Source organism: Nocardia sp. NPDC004582 (assembly GCF_053602115.1).
Window position 1 is genome coordinate 21,313 of sequence record NZ_JBSGCY010000088.1, and the last position, 7,149, is coordinate 28,461.

The following is a 7,149-nucleotide window of genomic DNA, read 5'->3' on the forward strand; positions in this document are numbered from 1 at the left end:
ATAGAGTAGACACACCATGAGCGCATCCGATCGCCCCGCCTTTTACGTCACCACGGCCATCGCGTACCCGAACGGCGCACCGCACATCGGGCACGCCTACGAGTACATCTCCTCCGATGCCCTGGCCCGCTTCAAACGGCTGGACGGCTTCGATGTGTTCTACATGACCGGCACCGACGAGCACGGCCAGAAGGTGCAGCAGGCCGCCAAGGCCGCCGGTCTCTCGGAGCAGGAGTACGCCTCGCGCAACTCCGACGTCTTCGAGAACATGGACAAGACGCTCGACATCTCCTTCGACCGCTTCATCCGCACCACCGACGAGGACCACCTCGCCGCGTCGGTCGCGATCTGGGAGCAGATGGTCGCCGCGGGCGACATCTACCTCGACACCTACGCCGGCTGGTACTCGGTGCGCGACGAGGCGTTCTACACCGAGGAGGAGACCACCCTCCTCGACGACGGCACCCGCATCTCCACCGACACCAAGACCCCGGTGGAGTGGACCGAGGAGTCGAACTACTTCTTCCGCCTGTCCAAGTACCAGGACAAGCTGCTCGAGCTGTACGAGACGCACCCGGAGTTCATCGCGCCCGCGACCCGGCGCAACGAGATCGTCTCCTATGTGAAGGCCGGTCTGAAGGATCTGTCGATCTCGCGCACCACCTTCGACTGGGGTGTGCCGGTGCCGGGGCATCCCGACCACGTCATGTACGTGTGGGTGGACGCGCTGACCAACTACCTGACCGGCGCGGGCTACCCCGACACCTCCTCGGCCGCGTTCCAGAAGTACTGGCCCGCGGACCTGCACATCATCGGCAAGGACATCTCGCGGTTCCACACCGTGTACTGGCCCGCATTCCTGATGAGCGCCGGAATCGCGCTGCCGAAGCGGGTTTTCGTGCACGGCTTCGTCAACTACAAGGGCGAGAAGATGTCCAAGTCGGTCGGCAATGTGGTCGACCCGATGGAACTGGTCGACACCTTCGGCCTGGACGCCGTCCGCTTCTTCCTGCTGCGCGAGATCTCCTACGGCCAGGACGGCTCCTACAGCGAAGAGGCGATCATCGGCCGGATCAACTCGGATCTGGCCAACGAGTACGGCAACCTGGCCCAGCGCTGCCTGAAGATGGTCGGCCGCGACTTCGGCGGCGTGGTCCCCACCCCCGGTGAGTTCACCGAGGACGACAAGGCCCTGCTGGACCGCGCCAACGGCCTGCTCGAGAAGGTCCGTGCCGAATTCGACCAGCAGCAGATCCATCTCGGCCTGGAACAGCTGTGGCTCACCCTCGGCGAGACCAACCGCTACTTCTCCGCCCAGGCTCCCTGGACCCTGGCCAAGGCCGGTACTCCCGAGGACACCGCCCGCGAGGGCACCATCCTCTACGTGACCATGGAAGTCCTGCGCATCGTCTCGATCCTGGTCCAGCCGGTGATCCCGGCGTCGGCGGGCAAGATCCTCGACCTGCTGGCCGCCCCCGACCGTACCTTCGCCGACGTCGCCACCCCACTGGTCCCGGGCACGGCTCTGCCCGAGCCGGAAGTCGTCTTCCCGAAGTACGTGGCCCCCAAGTAATACGAGATCCGGTGCCGCCCGCCCCCCTTCGGCGGGCGGTCACCGAGTCGTCACACCCGAATCCTCACGGGTGGAGATTCCCCTCCGAACTCCACCAGCACCGGAACGGGAATGCCGCGCGCAAACGCGAAACTGCCCGATCCGAAGCACGGGCTCGGACCGGGCAGCAGCAGTTTGATCTCGCCGAACAAGCATCCAGCTCATGGCGGAAGGGGTCAACCCGCGGAGGTCGCACGAATTGGGGCACTCACGCTCGGCGTCGGGTCGGCCCGCGGCGTGAGCACGAACAACTGGTACGGGCAGTTGTCGGGATGCCAGGCGTTGTAGGAGCGCATCGTCAGCGCCATCTGCCCGCCGGTCGCCGGGTCCCGGACCAGCACCAGTGAATCGTTGAACTGCTCTTCACTGAGGTCGGTGGTCCAGAACCGCTCGAACTCCGGATTCACCCGGCAGGTTTCCAGAATCTGCGCGAGCCGCTCCGGAGCGACGGTCCCCGGCGCGTTCACCCGCAGGATGAACAGCAGCCGATGCACGATCAACTCCCAGTTGATCAGCACCTCCCGCGCGATCGGTTCGGTCATCATCTGCTCGATCACATTCGCGGGCCGCTCGGCATCCGCATGCGAGGGCAGCAGCCACGGAAACGCCTCCCGCGCGGCCTGATTCGCCGCCAAGATCTCGTACTCGGGCGTCCGGTGATAGAACGCCGGGAACGGCAGCGCCTCCAGATGCTCGATATCCTCGGCGCGCAATGCCGGCGGCCATACCCCCGCCTCCACCGCGGACGCCATCGGCAACGCCAGCGAAGCCATCTTGCGCAACAACCACGCGGGCGCGTCCATGGCCCGGGACCAGCCCGCCAGCCGCTCCGGTGACATGGGGCGTTCACCGTTCTCGAGCTTGCGATACAGGGACAGGCTCACGAACATGCGGCGTGCCACCTCGTCCTGGGTCAATCCCAGGTGCTCGCGCCGATAGCGCATGAACATGCCGAGCATGGGCTGCTCCGGCGCGGGCCGACTCTCACCGGACACCATCGGTCCACCTCCTCGGGGCGGGTCAGTCGATCGCGAAAGGGTCGACGGTGGGGGTGCCGGGCAGGCGCGGCGTGAGCATGAACAGCTGATAGGAGCGGTCCCGGGTGAGCGAAGGGTTGTAGGAGCGCATGGTGAGGGACATGATCTCGCCGGATTCGGGAAGACGGACCTGCACCAGGGAGTCGTTGAACAAACGCTCTTCCATGGGGGTGTTCCACATACGCTCGAATTCGGGATTCACGCTGCAGGTTTCGATGATCTGCGCGAGCCGCTCCGGGGCGATGATGCCGGGCGAGAGCACGCGCAGGCCGAACACCAGCCGATGCACGATGGTGTCCCAGTTGACCAGCAGTTCGCGCATCTCGGGGACGGTCAGCATCTGCTCGATGACGTTCACGGGACGGTCCGCGTCGTACCCCGCCGGCGCCAGCCACGGAAACGCTCCGGTCGCGGCCGCATTGGCGGCGAGCACCTCGTATTCCGGGAAGCGGTGGAAGTACGCGGGGTACGGAATCGCGTGCAGGTGGTCGAGGTCCTCCTGACGCAGTGCCGGAGGCCAGGTTCCACGGGCGATCGTCATGATCTTCGGAACGGCGTGGGTCACCATCTTCTCGAGCATCCACAGGGGTGCTTCGGTGGCGGCACACCAGTCCTCCAGGCGCTTCGGGGACAGCGCACGCTCGCCGCTCTCCAGCTTCCGGTAGAGCGACAGCGAGATGTACATGCGACGCGCGATCTCCTCCTGGGTGATGCCCAGGGTCTCGCGGCGATAGCGCATGTACATCGCGAGCATCGAGGATTCGGGGCCGGCGATCATCATGCGACGGCGAAGGGGTCGACGGTGGGTGTGCCGGGCGTTCGCGGGGTCAGGATGAACAGCTGGTACGAGCAGTCCTGCGGGTGATAGGCGTTGTACGCGCGCATCGTCAGGTTCATCGGCTCGCCGCCCGCCGGATCACGGACCAGCACGAGCGAGTCGTTGTACAGGTCCTCGTCCATCGACGTGTTCCACATGCGCTCGAATTCCGGATTCACCTGGCACGTCTCGATGATCTGCGCGAGCCGCTCGGGCGCGACGACGCCCGGCGCGAGCACCCGCAGGCTGTACAGCAGTCGATGCACAATGGTGTCCCAATTGACCAGGAGCTCGCGCGCTTCGGGCACCGTCATCATCTGCTCGATGACGTTCACCGGCCGTTCCGCGCCTTCGGGCGCGGGCGCCAGCCACGGAAAAGCGCTGTTCGCAGCCGGATTGGCGGCCAGCACCTCGTATTCGGGAAACCGGTGGTAGAACGCCGGGAACGGCAGCGCGTCGAGGTGGTCCAGATCCTCCTTGCGCAGCATGGGCGGCCACACACCCCGCGCCACCGTCGAGATCTTCGGCATCGTCAACGACACCATCTTCTCGAGCATCCAGCTCGGCGCGTCGATCGCGGCACACCAGTCCGCGAGCCGCTCGGCGGCCAGCGCGCGTTCCCCGTTCTCGAGCTTGCGGTACAGGGACAGGCTGACGAACATGCGCCGCGCGGTTTCCTCCTGGGTGATACCCAGCGTTTCGCGCCGGTACCGCATGTACATCCCGAGCAAGGGCTGTTCGGGTATCGATTCGAACGCTCCGAGCACCTGTCCGACCACCTTCCGGAAAACTTCCGCCAGCCTACGGTCCGGTGCAGGTCACAGCGACTCCGGTCCCCGTTGAGAGGGTAGTGATGGCACGCGACCTCAATGCCGGGGCGGGCGGTGGCGCCCGGCACGTCGATAATGAGTATCTGAAGCGTATGCAGTTCAGTAAGAGGGGTATGGATGCGGGAGTGGGCCGGGGCGGGCGGGGGGTGGCAGCGCACCCATTTCGAGGAGCGGCATCGGGCGGCGCGCGACGCGGTATTGACCTCGCAGCGGGGGCGGCTGCTGGAGGCGATGGTGGAATGCGTTGAGGCCAAAGGGTATAACGCGGTCACGTTGACCGATATCGTGGGGCGGGCGCGGGTTTCGCGGAGTACGTTCTACGAGCACTTCAGCAATAAGGACGAATGTTTCATCGCGGCGGTGCGGTCGGCTTCGGACATCATCGCGACCCGGATCGCCGATGAGCTGGGGCAGTTGCCGACCGACGCGGGGGCACACGAGCGGATCGAGTCCATCGTGGTGACATTCTGCGAAACCGTGGCGTCCGAACCGGATTTCGCGCGGCTGATGCTGGTCGAGGCGTTCAAGGTGGATCAGGAATCGGTGGCGCTGCGGGATCTTTCCGTGGATCGGTTCGCGGATCTGTATCGCGCGTTCTACGCCGAGGCGCGGGTGACCGATCCGAGCCTGCCGGTGATCGCGGACGAGCTGTTCGCGCTGATCCCGGACGCGATCGGGGAGCGCACGCGGCGGGTCATCGTCGCCGAGGGGGCGCATCGGGTGCCCGAATTGGCGCCGCTGTTCGTGGAATTCGTGAACGCGGTCCTGGGGCTGCCCGCCCGCGCCTGACGCGTGAACTCACTCACAGCGAGGGCCCCGTCCGGCCATATCCAGACCATGCCGATGGCGCATGACCGAGGATAGCCGGATGTTCACTTGCTTTACCGGAGAAGGCCAAACCCGCATTTCAGCGCGACCTCGGCGAGGCTGGCTGCGCGAAGGGCATTACTGTCACTCTTCGTAACAGTAAGCGGCTGTTCACCTTTCGTCCCAGACGGTTACACGGAACGCGACAGTTCCCCAAGCTGGTTACCCTCGGGTAGCCTCAGCGCATCCGAGCTTGACGATCACAGTCGATCACCTTTCCCCCCAATGCTTTTCAGCATCTTCAGCTTCAGGAGTCCCCTGTGCCGCAATCTCGATTCGAAGCGATCGGCGCCTATCTGCCCGAGAACCGGGTCACCACAGCAGAACTCGTCGCGCGATTGAAGGAGGCTCCCGAATTCGATCTCGAACGAATCACGGGAGTCAAGGAACGCCGCTTCCGCGACACCCGGCCGGAGAGCCGCGAGGATTCCTTCGCGCTCGCCATGAAGGCGGTGCAGGACTGCCTGTCCAGGTCGTCCTATGCCGCGGGCGATCTCGACATCATCATCTCCACCTCCATCACCCGCAGCATGCACGGCACCAGGATGTACATGGAGCCGTCCTTCGCCGGGGCGATCGGCCGCGCCATCGGCGCCCGCGAGGATGTCATCGCCTTCGACCTCTCGAATGCCTGCGCCGGCATGATGAGTGGCGTCTACATTCTCGACCGGATGATTCGCAGTGGCGCGGTGAAACGCGGCATCGTGGTCAGCGGTGAGGCCATCACGCCGATCGCGGAAACCGCGGTCAATGAGATCTCCAGCAAATACGATCTGCAATTCGCCTCGCTCACCGTCGGCGATTCCGGCGCGTGCGTGGTGCTGGACGAGGCCGTCGACGGCAATGACGTGATCCATTACATCGAACTCACCACCGCGTCGGAGTTCTCCCACCTCTGTCTGGGAATGCCGAGCGACAAGTCCAACGGCGTCGCGCTGTACACCGACAACCGGAAGATGCACAACGAGGCCCGGTTCCTGCTGTGGACCGACACCCAGCGCAATTTCATGGAGGCGCAGGGCTTCACCTTCGCCGACGAGGGCTTCGACTACATCATCCACCACCAGTTCGGCGCGGCCGCCATCCCGTTCATGAACGCGATCGCCGAGCGCGAGTTCGGCCACCCGATGCCGCCGGACCTGAATGTCATCGAGAAGTACGGAAATACTTCCAGCACTTCGCATTTCATCGTGTTGCACGATCAGCTGAGCCAGCAGAACCTGGCCGCGGGGTCGAAGCTGCTGATGATTCCCGCGGCGTCGGGCGTCGTCGGCGGATTCCTGTCCACCACCATCTCGTCGCTGAAGGTCTGAGGTATCGCCATGGGTGTGCGCATCAAATCCACCGGAATCGCCCGGGACACCGACACTTTCAGCATCGTGGAGCTCAGCGGCCGGGCCGCGCGGCGGGCCATGGAGAGCGCCGGGGTGGAGCCCGGGCAGGTCGGGGTCATGATCAACGCGGGCATCTTCCGCGACAGCAATACCGTCGAGCCGGCCGTCTCGGCGCTGATCCAGAAGGCCGCGGGCATCGGGCTCGACTATGTGAAGGAGGACCCGCGGTCGTTTTCCTTCGACCTGATGAACGCGGGCACCGGTGTGCTCAACGCCGTGCAGGTGGCGCAGGCGGTGCTGGCGACCGGCAGCGCCGACCACGTGCTGATCGTCTCGGGCGACACCCACCCGTCGCTGCGCCGCTCGGCCGCCGACGACGAATTCCCCTACGCCACCGCGGGAGCCGCGCTCCTGCTGGAGCAGACCGACGAGCCCGAGGGCTTCGGCCGGGTGCACACCCGCGCCGCCGCGGGCACGCCGGGCCTGGAGTCGTACGTGGACGTCGAGACCATGGGCGACCGCGGCCGCGGCCTGATGACGGTGGACCGCGAGCCGGACGAAATCGATTGGAACGCCACGAGTCTGCGTCTGGCGACCGAGCTGGAGCCGTGGCACGCGGTGGACGGCGTGCGCTACGCGGCCGTGTCCTCGT

7 protein-coding genes are annotated in these 7,149 nt (G+C 65.5%); 4 read left to right on the forward strand and 3 right to left on the reverse strand.

Translation table 11 applies throughout. The features are described from left to right. Positions 1 to 16 precede the first annotated feature (16 nt). Positions 17 to 1,573 (forward strand): methionine--tRNA ligase, encoded by a 1,557-nt coding sequence (gene metG, locus ACWELJ_RS22695; protein ID WP_452368137.1) that lies wholly within the window; start codon positions 17 to 19, stop codon positions 1,571 to 1,573. A gap of 215 nt (positions 1,574 to 1,788) precedes the next feature. On the opposite strand, the gene ACWELJ_RS22700 is transcribed toward metG, so the two are convergent. The 3 genes from ACWELJ_RS22700 to ACWELJ_RS22710 are packed head-to-tail and all read right to left on the reverse strand — an operon-like array spanning position 1,789 to position 4,233. Further along, positions 1,789 to 2,607 carry an MmyB family transcriptional regulator gene (locus ACWELJ_RS22700; protein WP_452368138.1) on the reverse strand — a complete coding sequence of 273 codons (819 nt, stop codon included), beginning with the start codon at positions 2,605 to 2,607 and terminating at the stop codon, positions 1,789 to 1,791. A 25-nt stretch (positions 2,608 to 2,632) separates the two neighbouring features. Next, positions 2,633 to 3,427 (reverse strand): MmyB family transcriptional regulator, encoded by a 795-nt coding sequence (locus ACWELJ_RS22705; RefSeq protein ID WP_452368139.1) that lies wholly within the window; start codon positions 3,425 to 3,427, stop codon positions 2,633 to 2,635. Further along, entirely contained in the window at positions 3,427 to 4,233 is an 807-nt protein-coding gene (locus tag ACWELJ_RS22710) for an MmyB family transcriptional regulator (RefSeq protein ID WP_452368140.1), read from the reverse strand. Before ACWELJ_RS22710 ends, ACWELJ_RS22705 begins: the two co-directional genes overlap by 1 nt. A gap of 180 nt (positions 4,234 to 4,413) precedes the next feature. Between ACWELJ_RS22710 and ACWELJ_RS22715 the strand changes: the two genes are divergently transcribed. The 3 genes from ACWELJ_RS22715 to ACWELJ_RS22725 all read left to right on the forward strand — a co-directional run. Then, positions 4,414 to 5,085, forward strand: a complete 672-nt coding sequence (locus tag ACWELJ_RS22715) for a TetR/AcrR family transcriptional regulator (protein WP_452368141.1) — start codon at positions 4,414 to 4,416, stop codon at positions 5,083 to 5,085. Between the two features lie 338 nt (positions 5,086 to 5,423). Then, positions 5,424 to 6,476, forward strand: a complete 1,053-nt coding sequence (locus ACWELJ_RS22720) for a 3-oxoacyl-ACP synthase III family protein (protein ID WP_452368142.1) — start codon at positions 5,424 to 5,426, stop codon at positions 6,474 to 6,476. A 9-nt stretch (positions 6,477 to 6,485) separates the two neighbouring features. Further along, positions 6,486 to 7,149: hypothetical protein (locus ACWELJ_RS22725; protein ID WP_452368143.1), on the forward strand; the 664-nt coding region annotated here is incomplete at its 3' end.

What these genes read in the sequence shown, in the direction of transcription:
- metG (WP_452368137.1), top strand. Translation starts at nt 17, where the DNA reads ATGAGCGCATCCGATCGCCCCGCCTTTTACGTCACCACGGCCATCGCG.
- ACWELJ_RS22705 (WP_452368139.1), bottom strand. Translation starts at nt 3,427, where the DNA reads ATGATCGCCGGCCCCGAATCCTCGATGCTCGCGATGTACATGCGCTAT.
- ACWELJ_RS22715 (WP_452368141.1), top strand. Translation starts at nt 4,414, where the DNA reads ATGCGGGAGTGGGCCGGGGCGGGCGGGGGGTGGCAGCGCACCCATTTC.